Genomic DNA, 22791 nt, shown 5'->3' with positions numbered 1-22791 from the left:
ATACGGATACTTATCCGCGCCGAAAGCTTGAATTTTATGAAGGCTATCAGACTTTAAACGGCGAAGAAGCGCTGGCTTATGCCCGCATGAGAAAGCGTGACCCACGTGGTGACTTCGGTCGAAATGATCGTCAAAAAGAAATTATCAAAGCGGCTTTTGATGCGATGTTAAAGCCTAAAAACATATTAAAAATCGATGATATCGCAGTTCATGTAGGTAAAAATGTGGAAACGAATGTCAAAGTAAAAGAAGGAATTGCCTTCCAAACGAAATATAAAGGCTTCGGATCGAAAAATATTGAGACCCTTACCCTTGAAGGGGAAGATGATACAATCAATGGCATTTATTACTTTGTCCCGACAGACGAAGGCATTGATAAAATCCAAACCGAACTAAAGGTTCATTTAGAACTCGAACAACCTGAACCAGAAACAGAGGCTACTGATTCAGAAGACTCAACTGAAGATTCATCAGAAAATGAATAAATTGGTTACCAAAGCAGCTTGTTAATTAACAGGCTGCTTTTTTATCATTTTTTTGCACGGAAACCAATTTGCTACCACCACTTCTAATACAAAAGTACCATAATTTTTGAAAATTCTATTTTACGAATGGACTGATAAAAGGTAAAATAAAAGTTGGTGTGAAATATTTGAAAAATAATGAATGTTAGATATATCCGTTTAAAGGAGATCAATCATGAGAACACAATCGAGGATTACGCAGAAGAAGAAGAAGAAGCGAAAAAAGCTTTTAATTTTGGTACTAACCCCTATCCTTCTGCTAATTGCAGGTGCAACTACATACGGTGCTTTCTTAATGAAGAAAGCCGAATCGGTTGTAGAACAATCGTATGAACCACTAAAAAAGGTAAAATCAGAAAAACGCGAAGTCGTCGTTAACCCTAAAAATGATAATACCTCCATCCTCTTTATAGGTATTGATGATAGCGGCTCAAGAAATTATAGCGAATCTGCTCGTTCAGATGCCTTGATGCTCGCAACGTTTAACGAGGAAGATAAATCTATTAAACTTCTAAGTATCCCACGAGATTCATACGTGTACATCCCTGATAAAGGCAATCGTGATAAAATTAATCACGCACACGCCATTGGTGGCCCAGATGCGACGATTGAAACTGTGGAAGAGCTGTTAGATATTCCGGTAGATTATTATGTACGAATGAATTTTTACGCGTTTATTGATGTTGTAGATGCTTTAGATGGTATTGAAGTTGAAGTGCCATACAACCTTTCTGAAAAAGACACAGAAGACAACCGTGGTGCCATTCGATTACAAAAAGGTCTTCAAACTTTAAACGGCGAGGAAGCCTTGGCATTAGCCCGTACTCGTAAAAAAGACAATGATATGGAACGTGGTAAACGTCAGCAAGAAATTCTAAAAGCCATCATTAAAAAAGGTGCATCGGTGAATGCCCTTACTAAATACACAGATGTCATCGAAGCAGTTGGCGATAATATGAAAACGAACCTCAAATTTTCTGAAATGAAAGCATTTGTTGGCTATGCAGCTTCCACGTCTGGATTAGATATCGAGACACTTCAATTAGCTGGAACGGATTCGAAAATTGGCGGTGTTTACTACTACCAGTTGGATGAAGAAGCACTAGAGCAAACGAAAGCTATTTTAAAAACACACCTTGATTTAAATAATCCTGAAGTGGCGCAAGAAAATAATTAGTGTTCAAAAGGTAGTGCAGATGCGCTACCTTTTTATTTTTCCCAGGGTACATAACTTCAAAACATACTTTGTAAGCATACAACATGCATCAAGTCACCATTTTTCCCCAGTTTCCACCTTCAGTTTAACTGGCGCATTGTCGAAAAATCGATATTTAGGCATTTTCGAATGTATTTTGGCGTATTCGATTTTATTTTTCCTCGTTTCGTTGATAAATTTCTCATTCCGATAATAAATTTTCAGATTTGGTAAAAAGATAACGGCCAGCTCTATAAATTAGCTTCAAATGCTGCTCTAACAAAACCAAAAGAAAAAAACTCCACCCAAGGGTGAAGTTTTTTAAGATCTATTCTTTAAATTTAATGGATTTTTCATCATTTTTAACAGTGGTCTGTAGTTCTTCCCTACTAGTCCAATTTTTTCAACGAATACTTCAATGGCTAGAACGAGAACGCCGATGATTAAGAATGAACCCCACATTGTGGACATGGAAAAAATGAACGCAGCAAGACCGAAAGAAGCTGCCATTGCATAAATCAACAACACTGTTTGACTGTGAGAGTATCCTAAACGTAATAAACAGTGGTGTAGATGGGATTTATCTGGCGCAGATAACGGCTGCTTATTGACGATGCGTCGGATAATCGCAAAGAACGTATCTGAGATTGGAACGCCTAAGATGATTACTGGCACAATCAAGGAGATGAACGTTACGTTTTTGAATCCAAGCAGTGATAATACAGCTATCATATATCCAAGGAACAGTGCCCCTGTATCACCCATGAAAATTTTCGCTGGGTGGAAGTTGTAGAACAAGAATCCAACAGTGCTGCAAAGAAGGATTAAGGCAATCGCAACCGTGAACATATCACCTTTTAAGAAGGCCATTGCAGAAATTGTGACCATAGCAATAGATGATACACCGGCAGCTAGTCCGTCTAATCCATCGATTAAATTAATCGCATTTGTAATCCCGACGATCCAAACGATGGTTAATGGAATGCTCAAAACTCCAAATTCAAGCACGCCACCGAACGGTAAGTTGATGTATTCAACCTGGACGCCACCTAACACAACCACTAAAGCTGCGGCTAACTGTCCAAGAAGCTTATATTTTGCAGAAAGCTCGAATAAGTCATCCAGGAATCCGGTCACAATAATAATCACACTTCCAATCAAAATTGGGAGAGCATGTTCATGATCCGGCTGTAAAATCAGGAAACCTATAACAAAGCTAATAAAAATGGCAAGACCGCCTAGACGAGGCATGATTTTTTGATGGACCTTACGTTGGTTTGGTCGGTCTGTCGCACCAATTTTTATAGCGAATTTTTTCACTAAAGGTGTAATAATTAAAGAACTAATAAAACATATTAACAAGGTAAGGTAAATCATGAACTACCTCCTCAGGAATTATCATATCCAAAACAACATCAAGATAATATGCTAATAAAAACTTTTCTAAGCATTATTTGTAAGTTTAGAGTAAATGCATTTAGTCACACGCCATGGTTGTAGAGTTGGATTTTTACTTTTTTTCGTACTTGCGATTATTACGTATTACTTCCATGAAGTATTCGTAAGAAATTTCTATTAAATAGGACATAAATAGACATACATACGACATCTACTCTAGCATATTTTACTGAATCCACCGTAATCTTTCAAACTATTTTTTTTCCATTATCTATAAATGACACAATAAGCCTGCCTTCTTAGCGAATCCATCATTCCTATTACCCAACCTTTAGTGACGTTACACATAGGAAAAAGTTACATATTTGTTAGAGTTCGGCTATGTATAGTAAATATTTATTAGTTTTGGTAAAGTATAAGAATGATAGAAAACTTAAGAAATTAAGGTGGCTTACCAACATGTTATCATTTATCAAAAATACACTTGGAGACAATACACAGCGTAAATTAAAGCGGTATTACAATGTTGTCGAAAAAATAAATTCTTTAGAATCAAAATATGTAGAATACTCGGATGAGCAATTAAAGGAAATGACACCTTATTTTAAAGAGCAGTTACAAAATGGTGTCGGTTTAGAATCAATCATCCCTGATGCGTTTGCTGTCGTGCGTGAAGCTGCTAAACGTGTATTAGGCATGCGTCACTATGACGTCCAGCTGATTGGCGGACTTGTCCTATGCGAAGGAAATATTTCTGAAATGGCAACTGGTGAAGGGAAAACATTAGTCGCTTCCCTGCCAAGTTATGTTCGTGCCCTTGAAGGAAAAGGTGTACACGTAATCACAGTTAACGATTACTTAGCAAAACGTGACCGTGAAATCATCGGACAAGTACATGAATTCCTTGGATTGACAGTTGGCTTGAATTTACCAATGATGCAACCTGATGAGAAGAAATACGCTTATCTAGCGGATATTACATACGGTGTTGGTACGGAATTCGGTTTTGACTACTTACGGGATAATATGTCTATGACACCGAGCGAAAAAGTACAACGCCCTTACTACTTCGCAATTGTTGATGAAGTAGATAGTGTACTAATTGATGAAGCAAAAACACCATTAATCATTGCTGGAAAAATGCAATCAAGTGCTGATCTTCATTATATTGCAGCACGCTTGGCTAAACGCTTTGTAATAGATGTTGACTATCATTTCGATGAGGAGACTAAAGCGACAAGCTTAACGGATGAAGGTATTGAAAAAGTAGAAAAAGCATTTGGTGTGGATAACCTTTATGAACTTGAGCATCAAACACTCTATCACTATGTGATTCAAGGTGTACGTGCACATGTGATGTTCCAAAAAGATGTCGACTACATCGTTAAAGATGGAAAAATCATGTTAGTTGATATGTTCACAGGACGTATTATGGAAGGTCGTACATTAAGTGATGGTCTTCACCAAGCAATCGAAGCAAAAGAAGGTCTTGAAGTTACGGAAGAAAATAAAACACAAGCTTCTATTACGATTCAAAATTATTTCCGTATGTACCCTCTTCTTTCTGGGATGACTGGGACAGCTAAGACGGAGGAAAAAGAGTTCAACCAAGTATATGGAATGAGTGTTATCCCAATCCCAACTAACCGACCAAAAATCCGTGTCGATATGCCAGATCGTGTGTATGTCACTCAAGAAGATAAATATAAAGCGATGGTGAAGGAAGTAAAAGAACGCCACGCAACTGGACAGCCAGTTTTAATTGGTACAACTTCCATTTTACAATCAGAAAAAGTTGCTAAATACTTGGATGATGAAAACCTGACATACGAAATTTTGAACGCTAAGAGTGTCGAGCAAGAAGTTCGTCTGATCTCTATGGCTGGTCAAATGAACCAAATTACGATTGCTACGAACATGGCAGGTCGCGGAACGGATATTTTACTAGGAGATGGTGTTGCTGAGGTTGGCGGACTTCATGTTCTTGGTACAGAAAAGCATGAAAGCCGTAGAATAGACAATCAGCTACGAGGCCGTTCTGGTCGTCAAGGAGATCCTGGATCAAGTCAATTCTTTATCTCAATCGAAGACGATATGTTCAGACGCTTTGCTAAAGAAGAAGTCGAGAAGCTGTCCAAAAAGCTTCAATCAGATGAAAACCATTTAATTAAGAACAAAAATATCCATGAATTCATTGAACGTACTCAACGTATTGTTGAAGGCGCTAACTATTCAATGCGTGAGTATAATCTTAAACTTGATGATGTTATTAATGAACAACGTGGAATCATTTACAAAACTCGCGATCGTATGATCAACGGAGAAAATTTAGTGGCTCTTGCGATAAATATGATTGATTCTTCTGTTCGTAGTTTAATAGAAGAAACTTGCAATGAAGAAATCATACCCGAAGAATGGCCTATTCAACAGCTAGTATTCGATATCAACCGAATCCTTCCAAACGAAACAATCGAATTGCCTGAACAAGTTTTAGAGCAAAACGAAGTAGAAGCAGCTATTTTACCTAAGTTAGAAGATTATTTAGAAAAGCTGAAAGAACTAGAGGAAAATGCAGAATTTGAAGGCACTTTAAAATATATGATGACTTCTGTTCTAGACCCACATTGGATTCAGCACTTAGAGAATATGGCTCGTTTAAAAGAAGGAATTGGTTTACGCTATTACCAGCAAGAAGATCCAATGAGACTGTATGAAAAAGAAGGTTTACAGCTTTTCCATTCAGCATTCCATAAAATCGAAAAAGAAATAGCCATTCACACAGCTAGTATTATTCAATCGTTAGAGAAAAACGAATAAAACCACAAAGGGGATGAGTACCATGCTATCGATTTTTCGTAAAAAGAAGGATTCAATGAAGAGACAAGGTAACGACAGTGTAGTCTCAAGCAACGATCTTTTACAAGAATCCAATAATCAAGCTATCGCTACAGATGCTAGTATCGATACTGAACTTTCCTTCCATCCAACTTGGGAAGTTCCGACAGAACAAATGTATGTCTACCGCTTCTTGAATAATGATTTGGCTCCCTTAAAACCGAACCAAATTTCATTATCTGGAATCGAATTAAGACAAGAAGGCGAATCATTAGTAGTAGTCGCATTTGTAAGAAACAGTTTAGACAAAGGCATCAAATTCAATGATGTACAACTTCTGTTAATGGATGCAGAGAAAAAGCCAATCGCTCGTCATACTTTCGATATGTCTGTGCTTGGTGAGATCCCTGGCCGTAGTAGTCGCCCGTGGATGTTTACCTTCCCTGCTGCTTCTGTTATGCAGAAAGAATTCTCTTCAAAAGACTGGACACTTGCTTTTGAATTAAAGCAAAAGCACCGCTTAGATCTTCACGAATCATGGGAAGAACAGTTAAGCTCTGAAGATAAAGAGAAATTAAACAAGCTGGTAGACTCCTTAGAAGCTCCAAAAGAAGGAGAAGTCAACTTTATGGGAGTTCAAGCAAAATTATCCGATAATGGTGACCTACACGCTACCATCTTAATTCGTAACGGAAGTACAAAAAACATCCAATTACAACAAGTCCCGTTAAAAGTAATCGATGCTACAGACGAAGTAGTCGCACAAGGCGGATTCCAGCTCGAACTTGAAGTGAAAGCTAATACATCCAAGCCTTGGACATTCATCTTCCCTAGCAGCATGATTACAGCAACACCTGACTTAAGTAAGTGGAAGGTTGTTCCTATTCAGAATTAAACTTATCACTGAAACCGGACTAGTCTTAGACTAGTCTGTTTTTTTATTTAGGTTTGCTTGTGAAGGTGTGGATAAGTTCAAATACCTGTGGATATTGTGGGTAATTTCATTTCGTTTGTGGATATATTGGCTACGAAATTACAGAAATAAAAAATGAGGCTGACTCAATATGTTGATTAAATCAGCTTAAAAGTCCCCTCCATTTTATTTGTATCCATTTTCTAGGTATAGGTAGATGGTAGATGGAAGCGTTGAAATTTTGATTTTGTGAAAAAATGAATTTAGAAACTTGATTAGATTGTATTGGTAGGCGCGAAGAAGCTGGGCAACTGAGATCCCGCAGACGTCAACGGCGGCGAGGAGAATCAGCGTCAGCCCCGTGGAAAGCGAAGCGCTTTGAACGAAAATCAAGGGGGTATTTTTACAAGCTATCCTAAAAAAAGAGGATGTCCCAAAAGGTTATATCTTTTGGCACACCCTCTTCAATTTTTTAAGCATGTTGTTTTCTTTTTCGTTCTATTGGTCTTACAACCCCATGACACTTAAGTTTATCTAAACGATTAAAAATTGCCATTTTAGTTTCAAAATCAACCTGACTCGATACTACAGCAGAATGATAAATGGTCTTACAAGCTCCCCAGTACTTAGGTTTGTTAGGAACATACCACACACTCTTTAAAAAGGTTAATGCTTTTTCAGCTTCTACCTGTGTAGCATCTCTACGTTTTAGTTTATTAGCCCACATGCTTAAACCAATTGCAGCTGTAATTTGTTTATACAACAAAATGCCTATTCCAAAAATAGTAATAAATGTCACTATTGTTGATAGTAAAATTTCCATAGATCGTTCCCCCAAAGTGTGTTCCAAAATATTTATGCTTATTTTACCAAAAAAGGTTATATATAACTATATAACTCATGTTGAATTTTGATATACATAAGTGAATATACATCCCTACTTTCCTACAAAATAAATAGCACTCTTATAAGAGTGTTTTAAAGAAATCTTCCCTTCTTTATTTGAATCCAATGCTAATCCTTCATTCAATAAGCCAATACACCGATTTATAGCTACAATACCTACAACACAAAAAAGATGACACCGAAGATCCCATTCCGATCTTCAGTATCATCTATTACAATCTTATTCCACCTGGAATACTTTATAGCTATCCTTCAGCATAGTTCGCCCTGCTGTTGAACTATTGTATTTCGTAATGACTAATTGATAAGCTTTACCTTTTTCATATCCACCAGTTGGTGCTTTGACAATGGCTTTTTTAAAGCTAGCATCCAGGCTGACTGATACCGGTGTGCGTACTCCAAATTCATCCTCAATATAAATAGTTGAGTTGGACACACTCCCCTTACTCATTTCCGTATTGAAAGTAACTGTCCATTCCTTAGTACTGGAAACTTTCGTTGCATTCGTTTTAGAGAAGTACGGTTTTTGAGGCCCTTCTTTATAAATGGCCGTGATTTCATCTAAAAGTATGCTTCCTTTATTAAATTGAGCCGCTAATGGTTCTACCACATAAACGCGCTCTAATGAAATAGGGTAAGCAACTCCACTTGGTACAGTTGCCTCTATAAATCTCCAACCATACCAATCTAATTTATTTTGCTCAGTGAAGTTCACTGTATGCTTCGTTCCTTTTGCATCGACCACTGTACCACGTAGCCAATGCTTTTTACCATCTCCATGAACCCACATACCCAGTTTAATTGGCTTAGCAGGTATAGTAAGATTTGATTTTCCTACTAAATAAGAAGCAGCTGTTCCTTTTGTATATCCTGTGAAGTCATAATTTAATTGCAGGTAGCCAGTTCCTTGCTTTTGCATACCTGAGTTACCAACAGCTACACTTGTCTTTGCTTGTGCGCTATCAGTCGTCCAAGATGTTGTAGAGTCCAGAGCTTCAATCATGTATGGTTTATCACTTACAGTAAGTGGGATGGATACCGTTTTACCACCATATGTTGCTGTTATAGTCCCTTTACCTTCAACATCGCCTGCTGTGAAAGTTCCGTCAGGCGCTACAGTTCCAAGGTTTCCGCTCACACTCCACTGAGCGCTTTGTTGATTAAAAATTAGCGGAGATCCCGATGCACTTACTGCTTTTAAGGTAATCTTTTCTGATCCATTTTTACCAACATAAACAAATGCTGTGCTTGAAGATAATGATTGTACCGTTGACTCAACTGTTACCGGGACTCTAAAAGTTCCCCTTCCAGCTTTTACAACCACTGCACCGCTACCAGCCTTCTGTGCTAAAAACTTCCCATCCACAATGGTTCCAATACCGCCTTCTACTGAAAGTTCAGGTGTGATATTTTCGACACCTATTACATTACGATACAAATCCAATGCACTTGTTACCGTATACCCTACCGAAGCACCTACTGCCACATTGCCTTTTTGAGCTTGCTCAGCTTTTATAAAAGCAGGTTCTCCATAAGGTGCTGTACTTACTGCAGAAAGAATAGCTGAAACATATCTCTGAGTTCCTTCAGATGGCTTATTCACAAGGCTTGCGTAACGATCCCATGGGATTCTTGCTACCATCGTTGTAGATCCACCACCATCAAGATTAATAGCTTGATAGGCTCCTTGTGTAACCAAATAATCCGCGAACTCTTTCATGGTCATTCCAGAAGCAATTCCAGTTAATTTAGAATCAACCGTAACCATAAACACTTTCTTACCTGTCTGATCAATGGCAATTGCTGTTCTCGATGTACGAGCAGTAGCCCTAGGGCTTGTTGAATCGATGGTCATATTCGTCTTGCCGCCTTGGACCAACAAAGGACCGCTAGCTAACATAAATTTCGAATTTTTCCACTTCGAATCAATATCTAGCTGAACCGATACTTCGTCTCCAACCTTCATGTTTCGCAATAAATTAGTTTGTGTCCCAGTAGCAGATAATACAAATCCGTCCGCTGGAATGACTGAACTTGAAGTTGTTCCGTATTCACGTATACTAGCTACTTTTCCTGTAGTCTGGCTACCGAAAGTAAAGTTTTTATCAAGCGATTGAGTTAATCCAGTCACAACCACTTCTAATCCGTACGGGTTGGTTTTTGTATAATCGGAACTGTACCCAGAAGTATACAATATACTTTCATTATTTTCTCTAACTCGATTATACCCGTTCATATTAAACGTCTGACCTTGATGAGAAACCTTAATATCCATCGTAAAACGGTCAATTTGAGCTTGATTATTGCCATTAAGACCAAACGCTGCAGGAACGTACATAAATCCTGTGCTAGCTTCCCCACCAGAACCTAAGTTCTCAATTTTATTGTTCTTAGCCAATAAAAAGGCTGGATAACCACTGCTCATGTGGAAAAATGAAGCATTAACCGCACCAACGACATGATGGTTTTCATATGTAAGAGTTTTCGCTAACGATGTTACAGGTGCTTTTTTCTGAATTGGATTTGAAACTCCGTATTCAACTGTTGTATAAGGATCATTCAAATCAACATCCAGTTTATTGATTAATTGGTTCTTCCCGCTAAAAACAACCTTATCCTCTGACCACTTCACCCCAGGTGTAATTGCAGTAGTGGCAGCTAAACCTGACATGGCAGGCACTAGACTTAGAGCTAGGGCTCCAACTAAGGCAGCAGCTCTCCTACTAAACTTCTTCCTATCCATTCTTTTGTCTCGCCTCTTTCGTTGTTTTTCGATTGATATTCGCCAATAAGAGGACTAGTTGTACAACCTGTTAGGAAAATGTATAGATTGAAATCGATACTTCGCAAACTTCTATATGTAGAAAGCATACTCTTTTTCCTAAAATGTTGTGCTATTAAACATAAAAACTAGTAAATGGCAAATAACTATCATATAAAACTAATTTTTCCATAAAACTAGCAAAAAAGATACCTACTTTTTTACTGTGCAGGCATCTTTTAATAGGTAAATTTTACATATTTTCATTTAACTACTCTTATTAATAGTTTATAAAACTATGATTTTCTCGATATTCTAGTGATTAATCCCTACTTTGGTCGATATTTTCCCAACTAAGAACAATATATTCCCGACTTTCCCTACTTTATTCCCAACCTGTCGAACTCTTTCTGGCAAAGGCAAAAAAGATACCTGCTTAAAATAGCAGGTATCTTTTTTGCCTTTGACCAACCTTCGCCTTCGTTTATCAACAACACAAAACGGAAAATGGTATTACAATAAATATTTTAACACATCAATAAAGGAATACAAGGGTAAAATATGAAATTATTTCTTCTAATGGATAATATATCTTCTATTACCTTAATTTCTCTATTTGTAGGTCATTGTTCCCTAATGCAAAAAAAAGACCCAACCACCATTTTAACAGGGGTTAGGTCTTTTTGACTTATATATTTTACTTTGCCTCAAAGTCAAAAGTTAATTCTAAATCATCGATATATAAAGTACCAGCTTTACCAACCAATGAGCTAACCTCTGCAAATTCGACAGTTAATGTCATGCGATCTTCAGAGATTGTTGCTTTGGAGTAAGTAGGCTGCACAGTTGATCCATCTTTAAATTCGATATCTACATAGAAAAGTTCAGCAAGCTCTTCAGCTGTAATATCTTCTATTGCGGCTTCATCCATTTTGATTTCAATAGTAGTCGGATTTACGATATTTGCTGATTGGGCAATTGGCATATACATATTGTCACTTACAAACAAAATCGTTTTATATAGAAGATTTGCGAACTCACCACGAGTGATATTGTCATACGTTCCGAACTTAGTAGGTGTTTTCCCGCTCGTAATTTCTGTTCCGTAAAGAGCTTCGATATGTGGAGCGAACACGCCTGCAACATCTGTAAAGGGAGTTTCAGTAGCAAAATCCTCTAAGTAAAAACCAAGGTTTAAGAACTTAGCCATAGCTCCACGGCTTAATGGAACACTAGGACTGAACGTATCTTTTGTAGTACCGGAAACGATTCCTTCAGCTGTAAGAGCGTTTACCGCACCTTTAACACGTGCATTTAAATCTTTGAAACCAGCATCAGGGGCATTTTCAGTGTCTAACATTAAAGTATTTGCCAAGATAACCGCAGCATCGCCTCTTGTTAAGTTAAGGCTTGTACCAAATGATGTTTCTGTTTTTCCATTAATGATTTCATTTTCATAAAGGAAGCTTACCGCCTCTTCATATCGATCGTTCACATCTGTAAATGGATGTTCAGCAGCAAATGCAGTAGGTACAATCGCAGTGGCTGTTAAAAGTGCAACAGTACTTGTAGCAACAAACTTCTTTAAAGTCTTAAACATTCTATTTCCTCCTATGTAGGTAGTCTATCTGACTATTATTTTTTAATTACTTCTAAATACTACCATTGTTACATTTGTAATAATACGAGTAAAAACTGGAAGGTAATTGGGAGTTTACTGGTAGTTAGTTGTGGAGATTTAGATAGTGTAGTATGATTTATATAGTTTTGCAGATGTTGACGGATTACGTCGAATTATTGGAGGAGAAAAGAATTGATCTTCAACTCTTTTGAATTTATCTTCTTATTTTTGCCGATTGTATTTATCGGTTATTTTTTATTAAATAGATTGAATTTCACACTTTCGAAAGTATGGTTATTGGTTACATCCTTATTTTTCTATAGCTGGTGGAACCCGAAATATTTACCGCTCATTCTAATATCCTTGCTAGTAAACTATGCTATTGGTACGTATCTCGGAAAAGAAAAAGGATATCGTAAATCTGTTTTAACATTAGGGATTGTGTTAAACGTAGCGTTGCTTGGCTACTATAAATATTACGATTTCTTTATCACCAATTTGAATGTAGCTTTTTCAACCAATTTCAATGTATTACATTTACTATTACCCTTGGCGATTAGTTTTTATACATTCCAACAGATTGCTTATTTAGTAGATTCATATAGATTGGAAACTAAAGGCTATAACTTTTTGAATTACGGCCTATTCGTAACATTTTTCCCGCAACTGATTGCAGGCCCGATTGTCCATCATAGCGATGTGATGTCACAGTTTGAAGATCCTGAAAAACGGAAAATTAATTATCGTAACATCGGTTTAGGTTTACTAGTGTTTGCGATTGGGATTTTCAAAAAAGTTGGGATTGCCGACACATTTGCGGTCTGGGCAAATAAAGGATACAGCATTTCCGAATCATTGACGTTCGTGGATGCTTGGATGACTTCCTTATCTTATACGTTCCAACTTTATTTCGATTTCAGTGGCTATTCAGATATGGCCATTGGTGCAGGTCTCTTATTTAATATTGTCTTACCAAGAAACTTTAATTCACCGTATAAAGCCGTAAGTATCCAGGATTTCTGGAGAAGATGGCACATTACGTTGTCGAGCTTTTTAACGAACTATATATATATTCCATTAGGTGGTAACCGTAAAGGGGTATCACGGACCTACATTAACATTATGATTATCTTTTTTGTCAGCGGAATTTGGCACGGCGCTGGTTGGACCTTTATTGTATGGGGACTTCTTCACGGTATCGCAAGTGTCATTAATCGTTTGTGGAGTCAAGCAGGCTTTAAGTTGAACAAGCTTCTTGCTTGGTTCATCACCTTCCAATTCGTCAATGCAACTTGGGTGTTTTTCAGAGCTCCTAATTTTGATGTGGCAATGAATGTTTTAAAAGGGATGGTTGGTCTAAATGGCTTTGCATTGCCAGACGAGTTAAAAAACACATTCTTGAATAGCTATGTACAAACTTTTTATGCTTTCCCACTAGCTGATGATTTCATTTTTGTGGCTAGTATTACTGTGATTACTTTCTTCATTGCCGTTTTTGCCAAAAATTCATTGGAATGGAAGGACCAGTTCAAACCTAATTGGATGTATGTAATCTATTGTGCAGCTCTTTTAATTTACTCAGTATTCCAGCTGCAAAAGGTTTCTGCGTTCCTTTACTTTAACTTTTAGGGGTAATCCTATGACATATAAATCTTTTGTTATAAAAGTGATGACTATATTATTGGTTTGTGTCATTGGTGCAGCATCCTTCGTTTATATCATGGACCCAATGTGGACATTTGGACAGGCTCATCGCTATAACGATGTCCAGACGGTCATTGATGAAAGGCAGCAAAAAACCAATGCCATCACATTCCAGCCATTTGAAAAAGACACGTTATTGATCGGTAGTAGCCGAAGCACGTATATTAATCAGAACGACTTTGAAGGCATGGACGTTTATAATTTCGCGGTCAGTAATATGTCTGTACGCGAATACAATTCTTTTATCGAATATGCAAAACAAGAACGTGGTAAAGAGTTTGAGCGCATCATCATCGGCTTGGACTTCTTTAAAACGAGCGTAGACCAAAGCGCGGCACCACGCTCCCTTGCCCAATATGAAAAGAAAATTGACGAACGGTTTTATCGTTTCAAAAATCTCTTATCATGGGATTTGTTAAAGTATTCGTATGAAAACTTCAAAATGTCAAAAGCTAATACTGTCAAAGAAGAGCGAAACTACAACGGCAATAATGTAGCCGAAGCGATGAAAATCGACCCAGAAAAAACAAAACAACAAACCGATGCAAAAATTGAGAAATTTAAGGAAGTGTTCTACGGAAAAACGTACAAGTACAATCCGGATTACGCTTCTTATCTTGCTGAATTGAAAAAGAACAACCCGAACACGGAGTTCATCGTTTTTACAACCCCAATCTCGACACCGTTGTTCCAAGCATTAATTGAAAGTAATCGCCTACCAGATTATGAACGTTGGCTTGGTGATGTCGTGAGTGTATTTGGCGGAGTTCATAACTTCATGTACCCGAACACCGTCACAAATGAGATTTCCAACTACTTCGACGGTCACCATTTCTATCCAGAAGTTGGGACTTTAATCGCTAAAGAACTTAGCGGAAAAGAAAAGGATGTCCCAGCTGATTTTGGTGAGTATGTTACGGCTGGAGAGCTGAAGCAGCATTTAGCAACCATCCATACTAAAGCGGAAAAATTGGTTGCGGTGAAGAAATAGTGTTTTTGAAGAGAGGATGCCCATGATAAAAAGTGGGTATCCTTTTTGATTTTTATAGGTGCAATCTTGGGTTCGAGTCTGAACAATTTATCTAATTTTCAATCGCATTTTATTTATCAGCGCCATAGGTCATATATCTTTCACTTTAATCCTGTTATCCTTCACTTACCCCCATATACCCTTCACATAAGAGGTTTTACTATTCACTTTTCAATTTTTACTCTTCACATTTGATGAAATCGTTAATTTTTCTATTCACTTGAGGTTCGTTATCCACTTTTGACATGGGTTATTCTTCACATTTTCTTTTTACCTTTCACTCAACCCAGGATACTCTTCACATTGGAGGTATTTACTATTCACTTTTCATGAAATTGTTCATTTTTCTATTCGCTTGAGGGTCTTTATCCATTTTTGACTTCGGTTATCCTTCACGTTTTCTTTTTACCTTTCACTTAAACCCCGTTTTCCTTCACGTCCCTCTCCAGCTGATTATCCAATTTCAAGTGGCCCTCCATTTCCAAACAAAAAGAGACAGAGAGGAATCCATCATCTCCTCTGTCTCTTTCAGAAAATCAAATTAATAAAAAATGTCCACGAGCGGTACCTGATACATTATTTCGCTCATTTTACTTCATATAAATCTTCAACTTATAATTCGTGACACTCGCATTTCCATTTGCATCTTTAACTTTGATTTGGTATTTACCTTTTTTCAAGGATAGCAGTAATGCTTCATGGTCTCCCATTGCGTAGTAGTCAGATTCTGCGATTAATTTTCCGTTTTGATATATGGAAATGACACCGTCAATTTCTACTCCTGATTCAAGCTTGATGATTCCAGATACGTCTGTTGTAGCTTCGTACTCATACACATCTGTATCTCCACCGTCCATTCCCACGTTGAAGAAACCAGTAGCTGTGCTTAAGTATCTGGACTCTTTTTTCAATTTCAATGGAACTTTCGTATTTGCATCTTCATCCTTAAGATTTGTATCATTCATTTTAAAGGTGTAAGGAAGTAAGGTCATTGGTACAGAGCTGTCAATATAACCTTGCAGTAAAACAAAATAGTTCTTATGTTTTTCTGCCATAAATGAACCATACGCATAACCGAATTGACCTTTTTCAATTACAGTATAAGAATTCATCTCATTATCATCTAGGTTTCTGTCAAAATCAAGATCTGGAATGATAACTGCAATTCCGTGGAATTTACCTAACAATTCATTAGGATATTTTTGCTTCATTTCATCCGTTGCTTTTCCAGCCTCGACAGATATAGATTTTATACCTGTAATTGTGGATTGATAGTAAAACACATCTGTGTCATTAGGCATAGCAAAGTTTCCACTAAATGAACTACTCGGAAGGTGTTTGACATCCTTGAAGGAATCATTATCTTCATAGCTGTCTTCAGGATTATCTACGACTTTATTTGCAGTTAACTCATATGGCTCAAACGAAAAAGAACTGCCTTCACCATAGTAGTTAGAACGCAGGGCAATTAAGTATTTCTCCCCTTCGCGTAATCCTGTAAATAATTTAGGTGACGTCTTCACTCCAGCCCAATCCCATTCCACATTGCTTCCAACGTAATTCGTAACTAGGATTGTATTCCCTTCATCATCTTTCTCTTCAACAACCTGCAAGATTTCCATCATTGGCAGTTTGTTTTCTTTATTGGCAAGATTGAACTCGTAGATAGCAGTTTCCGATGCTTCAATCATCATATAGTCTTCGTCTTCCATATTTTGAAGATAGCCTGATAACGAGTCACCTGGCTGGAATGGTCTTGCCGCTTCCATTATTTTAGTAATACGTTTATTGTTCTCTTCAATCCACGGGTCCAATGCCGCTGCTTTAATTGCAGCAAATTGCTTTTTCAGAGTGACTTCCTCTGTTTTTTCCTCATTCTTCATACCTTCTTCTTCGTTGTCTAAAGAAGCAGGTAAAGTATCCTCATCCTCGGGTAGAATCTTTCCATCTATTTTGATGGAGTATGGTATTAGGGAAGACTCAGGCTCATTATTATTGGTTTCTCCACCAAAGAATAAGAAATCATAGAAGCCAAATTGGTTATTGGCCTTATTTGTTACTTTCAAAATATAACTTGCACCAGCTTCTGCTGAGAATGTCAATCGGTCTCCTTCACCTTTTCCACCAGTATTGCCAACATACATTGGGGAAATTGGTTCTTTTCCTTCAAGAGCCTCTTTCAACAGCTGAGCTTTCTCTTCATCCGTGATTTCGCTACCCTCTTCAGCTGGTGGAAGGATTCCATCTATACGATATACTTCTAATCCAATGTTCACACCAGGAACACCACTATTTTCAATTTGAACAACCTGGTTTTCCTGTGTGGAGAACGTGAAGTAATCAGCATCTTCTCCATCACCAATAAGTTTTAGAGGTTCACTAGATAGGTAAGGTAACGAAGTAATCGAAATCATATTTTCAACAGTAGATTCATCAACCGGTAAAGCTTCAGGAACCAGTACCTTCAGTGTGAATTCAGACGGACTACCAGATGTGTGACTATAGCTTCCATTTACATCTTTTACTCCGATAGCCAACGTACCTGTGAAAGGTGCCTTTAATAGCTTCCCTTCCGTTTTGCCTGCAGTAACCCCATTGATTTCTTGCTTATCTGTTTTTTTGCCGTCAGCATAGAAATGGACCATTAGCTTGTAGTCATACTGAGCACTCGTTTCCAAAATGGTTTGGATGGACTGGCCTTCTTTTACGTCAAATTTGATCCATTTTTGCTCGAACGGATTGGAAATAGTCCCTTTTTTCTCATAGGCACCATCTAATGTTACCACTTCAGCCTTTTGTAAAATTTCTTCTTCATTCCAATTTTCTTTTACAAAAGAAGGAACTTTTTCCATATCAAAGCTTAATGCCCCTACTGGATCTACAAGTCCGTTAGCAAACTTTTCATCAAACCCATAGCTTCCTAAATCAGTTGCTGTGTGTTCCAATACATATTCAACCTGAGCCGGTGTTAAGTTTGGATACTTTGTTAAAAGTAACGCAGCAACACCAGCTACCACTGGGGATGCCATAGAAGTTCCGCTTGCCTTGATAAAGCTAGATTTCTTCTCATAATCATAAACCGTACTATATACCTCTTCACCAGGAGCTACAATATCGACCGAAGTTCCATAGTTCGAGTAATAGGATAATTTTTTCTCTTTGTTGATGGATCCTACGCTAATAACCCCTTCGTAACCGGCAGGATAGCTAACCCAGTCACTAGCTTCATTTCCTGCAGCAGCAACTACTACCACACCTTTATCAATCGCTTTTTTGACCGATTCTTCAATGATCGGAGAGGTGAATGGCCCTCCAAGGCTCATGTTAATCACTTTGGCGCCTTTAGCCACCGCATAATCAATTCCTTGCGCAATACTATAATCTGTTGCACCCCAACCTCTATCGAATACATCAACCGGAAGGATTTTCACATAAGGATTAACCCCGTATCCACCGACTCCATTGTTCTTTTCAGCAGCAATGATACCTGCAACGTGGGTACCATGCATATCAATCGCAGGCTGATTCATCGGATTGGCCGCATTATACCCAGGAAGAAGAGCATTCTTCAATTCAGGGTGGTTTTTATCCATACCCGTATCAATAACTGCTACGATGACTTTGTTCTTCCCAGCCAGTGATTGAGCTTTAGCAATATTCAGCATGGATAAATGATACTGTTCACTTGCTTTTGGATCAGTGAAACCAAGCTTTGAATACAACACACTTGGACTCACACTTTTCACTTTTGAAAATTTCTGATATGTAGAGATTGCATTCTGTAATTTGCTTTTGTCTTTCACTTTCACAATCGCATACTGCATTTCAGGAAACTGGGAGATTACAGTCGTTCCTGCTAATTTATGTTCCGCTGCTGTCAGCGGCTTGGAGTATTTAATAACAAGGGTGTCTTCGCTAAAGTGCTTCTGCTTTTCATCTTTGTTGAAGGTGCTGGATTTGTTCCAACTGTCCAAACCAATGGATGAAATACTGACCGGCTGTAATGGATTCTTCTGTGCACTAGACACAATCGGCAGACTTACAGATGTTAACATAATTGCTGACAAACCTGCTGCAGCAATCTTCTTCACGCTTTTCTTTTTTCTTTTCACGTTCTCCCCTACTTTCTCAACTAATCTACACTTTAATGACTATATTTCTCGAACAAAGTTCTAATACCTCCTCGTACTAGAAAATTATTCCTCTAACATAGACGGATATCATGGGGAAAAAGATTCACTTTTTAGTAAAATAGTACTTTAGTATTGGAAAAGTTTGGATATAATTCACTTGACCTATGATTTCGATAATACTAGACAAATTTTTTTGATAAAAAAGAAAATGTCGTTTTTTCAATATAATATCAGCTTACAAGAAAAATTAAGTGAAATTATATTAGTAAACTTGCAAATTAGTGTTTTTCTAGGGAAACAAAAAACCCTCCTGCAAAATGCAGGATGGTTCTAATAAACTATCTATTTGACGCTTCACTTGCCAGCATCAAACCAACTTTATAATTCTTCTTCCAAACAGAAGGGAAATAATAGTTCGGAACTGGTCGCTCTCCTACATACGGAGCGATCTCTGGTGTGAAACCAGGTTGCTTGAATTCGGTAATGAACCAATCCTTGAACCCTCCCCCACTTGTCATGCTCACTTTAGCAGGAACGAGTGAATATCCTGTAAGTAATTTAATTCGATTAGCAATTCCTAAATCACGGGTATATTGTGCACCTTTTTGACCGTAGTACCAATATAGGATTTCTCCAGAGGAATGGTAGGCTGCCGTAGTTTTAAAGCTGTGCTTTCTTGTAAAATTCACAAGCGCTAAAGCTTCTGGTTCACTCAATGGCTTATACCCTTTGAAATTTTTTGGCGCGGGCCCTTTAGGACCTTCTACTTTAGACCAATTTGGCGGATATTGTCGGTTTAAATCGACACCACGGATATTCGCCTTCCAAGCAGAAAAGTCCGTTTTCCCACCGTTTATCTTCAATACATACGAAGGATTCTTCGCACTTTTATGTCCCTTTTGAACAAGGGATACTCCATCTGGATTTAACATCGGAATGAACCAAATGCTTGTCTTCGTCAGCACCTGGCGTGTGTTATACCCACCATACGTTGTACCTTTTACAAAAGATAATGCATAGGAATCAAGCATTTCCATCAATACATTCGTCGTCATATGTTCACGCGCATGGTGCGAACCGTTTAACATCACTTCTTTTGTACCCGTTCCTAATTTCACCGCATACAAGTTTCTTCCATCAACAGATTTACCGAGGATTTCTGTTTTCACGATTGTTGGATACATGATTTGCAGCTCACGAATGTCGACAATCATCTGCTCGTATGTATAAGTTACTTTAGAATTTACCGCATCGAAAAAGTTCGTTTTCGCTTGCTTCGGGTGGACATATGCGACTCTACCACCGTAGTTGATGACATACCATTCACCTTGTCTTGATAAAATTGGATACGATACGTTGGCTGGCATCGTTGCAATCGCACTGTTTTGCAAGGAAGGTCCGTTGTAAATCGATAATGCAGTTGTTGTAGTAAGCATGACCTTAGAAGTGGCTCCAGTTGCTTGCTTCAAGGTCGCCCCTGATGATGGAGCCGTTCCTTCCATCTTCACATACGCCACATCATTACCATATCGGATAACGTGCCAAGCGCCTTCTCCTCTAAGTCTGATAAACTCTTGATTTTGAAGGAGTGTTCCTTTTTGTACTAGTACTCCCGACTGCTTCACGAATACAGGTTGAGCGGGTACCAAGATTTTAAAATATCGATCGGATGCTGTAAATTCCTGTTGAAGATCTGCTTTTTTTACAAAGCCCTTTCTTCCACCAATCGACAAGGTCAAACTAGCTTCATTTTCTTCTATTACTTGATAGCTTTCGCCCTTCACCAACGTGAGAATTGCTTTGGCAAAGCTTTCATCTGTATATACAAATACATCTTGTAAAATATCAAAAGATTTTACTGGAGTTGTTGTCTCAGCTGGATTCGAAATCGTTGAACCATCAGAAGCAGCTGCATCTGTCTTTTTCACAAATGCATTCATCCCCCCAACTTCAACAACAAACCAGTTCTCCATCTCTTCTACAAATTTAAATTCTTCCCCAACGGTCAGTTGGGCAATCGCCGTAAGTCGTTCATTTTTACGAATATAAAAATTCGCTACCTCACTGGTAATCTTGAAATGAGTCAATGCTACAGGCTCTTCTGTAACAACAGGAGTTTCTCCTTCAGTTGGAGATACCTCCGTATTTCCTTCTGCTTTTAGTACACCTGGAAATGCAAATGCGGTTCCGAAAAGTATGCACATCACAATCAATAATCTAATAAACTTCATTCTGTCTCCCCTCTATGTACCTTTTTAGTACTCTACTCTCTAATTCTACCGAATTTGACAAATAAGCCAAATATGCAAAAATACTCAAAATCTGTAAAATTAGTTAGAAAACTGAACTAAAAGTAAAAATTTTGACGAAAAAATAAAAACTTGCAAAAAATCAGCAAGTTTCTTAATAGGTTCCATTTAATTTTTCAATAAAATCTTCCATCGAATGATACGGTCCGATTCCTTGTCTTTTAAGCTTATAGCGATGGTCTCCTAGTTTCACATTTCCTGTTTCAGTAGTGAAAGCCATCCTAATACCAGCCTTTTGTGCAGCCACAATGGTTTCCTGATCATACTGTCCAAATGGATACGCCAAGTATTTGATAGCGGACGGATTGTTATAGACTTTTCCTATGTACTGCTTTCCGTATAAAAGGTCATCAATAATTTCTTGTTCGGATTTAGAAATCAAATACGGAATCCTTGATCCAGGTTCGCGGAGATGCATCCTAACAGTGTGGTGTTGATATTCAAAAACATCCTTCATAGTGCTCATTTCCTGAAATCCTAAATACTGAAGTCCACTGGAATCCCACGGACTTGCAAATCTCCATGTCTTACCACCAATGACAAAAGAAGTCGCTTGCTGATCATTTCCTTTTAAAATCGGATAAGCATACCTTTGCATGGATAAATAATTATCGTCAAATGTAATCGCTACTACCCTGCCAGTCAAGTTCTTCTTATGTTGCAGATAGTGGTCTAAGTCCGTTAAAGAAATGGTTTTCCAACCATTGTTCATTAGGTACTCCATTTGTTCCTCAAATGAGCTTACCTTGATAACCATGGAATTCCCTTCAAAGGGAGTATCCTCGATTTCTTCCAGGAGATGATGATACATCAGTACCGGAATCCCTAAGTCTTCTACCACATTTTTATGATGAATATACCCTTGCTTCCCTGCAAATTTAATAAAATACCAATCTCCCATTTTCTTAATCACAGGGTATCGCATGTTCATGCTAATAATACCTAGTGCCTGTTTATTTTTATTTTGACCGTCATATACAGCCGTTTCTGTTTTCGTTATGACGACTTTATTTGTGTACTTTGATGGAACTGGCTCTTTTTTATTGGTATTGGTAAGAACAAAGTCTGCACTTTTTTTAACCAATCCCATTCCATTCCCAAAAGGTAGATAATAAAACAAATCGTCTTCGTTTACGATAGAATAGCTATTTCCCTTTAGGAGTTTTCCTATAGGAATTATTTCTTGGCCAAATTTTTCATAGACAGGGATTTGATCTGTCGCTGTTAGTGAGGGTGATGAAGCTGCATGTACCCCGGTTCCTTCTGTCACATAATCTATTAAAACCACAAGACAAATAATTGATACTTTAAGCAATAAACGCGTCATATAACCCTTCTTCTTTCCAAAAATTATAATAAAATAGGACTATTTAATTATAATTAAAAATTAAGGTTTATGTAAGAAAGAGTTTGGGTAAAATATAGATTTTGTTCTTATATGTGCCTGTCACCACCCGATTTT

At 37.8% G+C, this 22791-nt stretch carries 13 protein-coding genes; 6 read left to right on the top strand and 7 right to left on the bottom strand.

What is annotated here, in order from left to right; translation table 11 throughout:
• On the top strand, window positions 1-485 hold a 485-nt coding region (locus DBX25_RS21015; RefSeq protein ID WP_240620105.1), incomplete at its 5' end, for an LCP family protein.
• A gap of 214 nt (window positions 486-699) precedes the next feature.
• Window positions 700-1701 carry an LCP family protein gene (locus DBX25_RS01395; protein WP_108668989.1) on the top strand — a complete coding sequence of 334 codons (1002 nt, stop codon included), beginning with the start codon at window positions 700-702 and terminating at the stop codon, window positions 1699-1701.
• Between the two features lie 339 nt (window positions 1702-2040).
• On the opposite strand, the gene DBX25_RS01390 is transcribed toward DBX25_RS01395, so the two are convergent.
• A complete protein-coding gene (locus tag DBX25_RS01390) occupies window positions 2041-3096 on the bottom strand; it encodes a glycosyltransferase family 4 protein (RefSeq protein WP_108668988.1) in 1056 nt (351 codons plus the stop codon).
• 480 nt (window positions 3097-3576) lie between these two features.
• Here DBX25_RS01390 and secA2 point away from each other — a divergent pair, with 480 nt between their 5' ends.
• Window positions 3577-5934 (top strand): accessory Sec system translocase SecA2, encoded by a 2358-nt coding sequence (gene secA2, locus DBX25_RS01385; RefSeq protein ID WP_108668987.1) that lies wholly within the window; start codon window positions 3577-3579, stop codon window positions 5932-5934.
• A gap of 22 nt (window positions 5935-5956) precedes the next feature.
• A complete protein-coding gene (locus DBX25_RS01380; protein ID WP_108668986.1) occupies window positions 5957-6847 on the top strand; it encodes an accessory Sec system S-layer assembly protein in 891 nt (296 codons plus the stop codon).
• A 490-nt stretch (window positions 6848-7337) separates the two neighbouring features.
• Here the strand turns inward: DBX25_RS01380 and DBX25_RS01375 are convergent, their stop codons facing one another.
• The 3 genes from DBX25_RS01375 to DBX25_RS01365 form a co-directional block, all read right to left on the bottom strand.
• Complete coding sequence (locus DBX25_RS01375) at window positions 7338-7688, bottom strand: hypothetical protein (RefSeq protein WP_108668985.1); 351 nt, start codon at window positions 7686-7688, stop codon at window positions 7338-7340.
• Window positions 7689-7991: 303 nt separating this feature from the next.
• Complete coding sequence (locus DBX25_RS01370; RefSeq protein WP_108668984.1) at window positions 7992-10514, bottom strand: phosphodiester glycosidase family protein; 2523 nt, start codon at window positions 10512-10514, stop codon at window positions 7992-7994.
• A 715-nt stretch (window positions 10515-11229) separates the two neighbouring features.
• A complete protein-coding gene (locus DBX25_RS01365) occupies window positions 11230-12132 on the bottom strand; it encodes an S-layer homology domain-containing protein (protein WP_108668983.1) in 903 nt (300 codons plus the stop codon).
• Between the two features lie 213 nt (window positions 12133-12345).
• Here DBX25_RS01365 and DBX25_RS01360 point away from each other — a divergent pair, with 213 nt between their 5' ends.
• Window positions 12346-13782 (top strand): MBOAT family O-acyltransferase, encoded by a 1437-nt coding sequence (locus DBX25_RS01360; protein ID WP_108668982.1) that lies wholly within the window; start codon window positions 12346-12348, stop codon window positions 13780-13782.
• Window positions 13783-13792: 10 nt separating this feature from the next.
• Entirely contained in the window at window positions 13793-14848 is a 1056-nt protein-coding gene (locus DBX25_RS01355) for a hypothetical protein (RefSeq protein ID WP_108668981.1), read from the top strand.
• A gap of 629 nt (window positions 14849-15477) precedes the next feature.
• Here the strand turns inward: DBX25_RS01355 and DBX25_RS01350 are convergent.
• From DBX25_RS01350 to DBX25_RS01340, 3 genes are all read right to left on the bottom strand, one after another.
• Window positions 15478-18999, bottom strand: a complete 3522-nt coding sequence (locus DBX25_RS01350) for a S8 family peptidase (protein WP_240620104.1) — start codon at window positions 18997-18999, stop codon at window positions 15478-15480.
• Between the two features lie 359 nt (window positions 19000-19358).
• Window positions 19359-21251, bottom strand: coding sequence for a M14 family metallocarboxypeptidase (locus DBX25_RS01345; RefSeq protein ID WP_108668980.1), 1893 nt, complete (start codon window positions 21249-21251; stop codon window positions 19359-19361).
• A 172-nt stretch (window positions 21252-21423) separates the two neighbouring features.
• A complete protein-coding gene (locus DBX25_RS01340) occupies window positions 21424-22656 on the bottom strand; it encodes a polysaccharide deacetylase family protein (protein WP_108668979.1) in 1233 nt (410 codons plus the stop codon).
• Window positions 22657-22791 lie beyond the last annotated feature (135 nt).

This window comes from Peribacillus acanthi, from assembly GCF_003073175.1.
Taxonomy (GTDB): domain Bacteria; phylum Bacillota; class Bacilli; order Bacillales; family DSM-1321; genus Bacillus_BN; species Bacillus_BN acanthi.
This window is presented reverse-complemented; position numbering and strand designations above follow the sequence as displayed.

What these genes read in the sequence shown, in the direction of transcription:
- DBX25_RS01395 (WP_108668989.1), top strand. Translation starts at nt 700, where the DNA reads ATGAGAACACAATCGAGGATTACGCAGAAGAAGAAGAAGAAGCGAAAA.
- DBX25_RS01390 (WP_108668988.1), bottom strand. Translation starts at nt 3,096, where the DNA reads ATGATTTACCTTACCTTGTTAATATGTTTTATTAGTTCTTTAATTATT.
- secA2 (WP_108668987.1), top strand. Translation starts at nt 3,577, where the DNA reads ATGTTATCATTTATCAAAAATACACTTGGAGACAATACACAGCGTAAA.
- DBX25_RS01380 (WP_108668986.1), top strand. Translation starts at nt 5,957, where the DNA reads ATGCTATCGATTTTTCGTAAAAAGAAGGATTCAATGAAGAGACAAGGT.
- DBX25_RS01375 (WP_108668985.1), bottom strand. Translation starts at nt 7,688, where the DNA reads ATGGAAATTTTACTATCAACAATAGTGACATTTATTACTATTTTTGGA.
- DBX25_RS01370 (WP_108668984.1), bottom strand. Translation starts at nt 10,514, where the DNA reads ATGGATAGGAAGAAGTTTAGTAGGAGAGCTGCTGCCTTAGTTGGAGCC.
- DBX25_RS01365 (WP_108668983.1), bottom strand. Translation starts at nt 12,132, where the DNA reads ATGTTTAAGACTTTAAAGAAGTTTGTTGCTACAAGTACTGTTGCACTT.
- DBX25_RS01355 (WP_108668981.1), top strand. Translation starts at nt 13,793, where the DNA reads ATGACATATAAATCTTTTGTTATAAAAGTGATGACTATATTATTGGTT.
- DBX25_RS01345 (WP_108668980.1), bottom strand. Translation starts at nt 21,251, where the DNA reads ATGAAGTTTATTAGATTATTGATTGTGATGTGCATACTTTTCGGAACC.
- DBX25_RS01340 (WP_108668979.1), bottom strand. Translation starts at nt 22,656, where the DNA reads ATGACGCGTTTATTGCTTAAAGTATCAATTATTTGTCTTGTGGTTTTA.